Annotated in this window: 1 protein-coding gene; it reads right to left on the bottom strand. The window is 33.8% G+C overall.

Annotated features, from left to right (window positions below; translation table 11 throughout):
• A partial coding sequence (locus WAE64_RS24730; RefSeq protein ID WP_340240874.1) for an IS4 family transposase occupies positions 1-1,020 on the bottom strand: 1,020 nt, incomplete at its 3' end.
• Between the last annotated feature and the right edge of the window lie 85 nt (positions 1,021-1,105).

The raw sequence follows: 1,105 nt of genomic DNA, 5'->3' as shown, positions 1-1,105 counted from the left end.
TAAATCAAACAGTAAAGCTCTATTAAGCTCATCCAATCCGTATCGAAAAATACTAAAAGCCTTTCTTTGATGTTTCAGGATTGGGATTTTCTTTATCTGATTTTGATACTGGCCTACCAGATATACCCATATAAAGGCGATGCATACAACTGCAAAGAGTTTTTGCAATCTCTTTTGGTCAGTCAGATGGGTATTCTCTATATTGAATCCTGCCGATTTAATAGCCTTAAAAAAGCATTCAATAGTCCATCGTTGCGCGTAAATCTTCATAGTCTGATGGTCGAAATGATAGGTTGCCACGATGACATATTCGACAAGATTCTTTGAGTTTATTACTTTCATTCCAGTTAAATAAACCCATTGCCCATTGATTTTTATGGGCTTATCAAGGCTCCTGATTTGATTCAGTGGCAAATTATTGAACAACCAAAAGGCTTTCAATACCTGACCTTTTTGATTGACAATGAGATTTTCTCTTATTCTTATATAGAATTTAATTGGCTGAGTTGATAAAAATTCTATCCATTCTTGGCCAATGAATTCTCTGTCGGCAATCAGGCATTCTATTGAGGCTAAACCAAACAATCGAATATACCTCATTATCAATAATTTACGCTCGTCTTGATTGGAGTTTCCACGTTTGTCTAACATTGTCCATAATATAGGTAAACTAACACCATCAGCTACTATCGTTAGACATAAAATATTATAATTTATGCCTGCAAACTTCCAATTTGTACGGTCTAAACTTAGTTTGTAAGGCCTTTTAACAGGGTTCAGGCTCATTAAAATTTTAGCAATTATATCGTAATCAATAACAAAAGCACTAAAAAATCGCTGTATACGCCTGAGATTACTGCAAATTGCTCTATCATTTAAACTTACAGCATTGATACTGTAAACAACTGTGCGAGTGCGTACCAATGATATAATTAATAATTCTAAAAATTTAATCCGTGCTTTATGCCAGGGTAAATGTGCTTGCAAATGTAAATCAATACCTGTATTTTTATCTCGCATGAGCCATTATGATTTGTTTTATGAGTCTTGGTAAACCCATTTTACAAATCTTTTGGCTCTTATCAAACTTTTGACATATACTCAG

This window comes from Emticicia soli, assembly GCF_037860775.1.
Taxonomy (GTDB): Bacteria; Bacteroidota; Bacteroidia; order Cytophagales; family Spirosomataceae; genus Emticicia; species Emticicia soli.
Note: the sequence above shows the minus strand (reverse complement) of the source record. Positions and strands in the feature narration are given on the sequence as shown.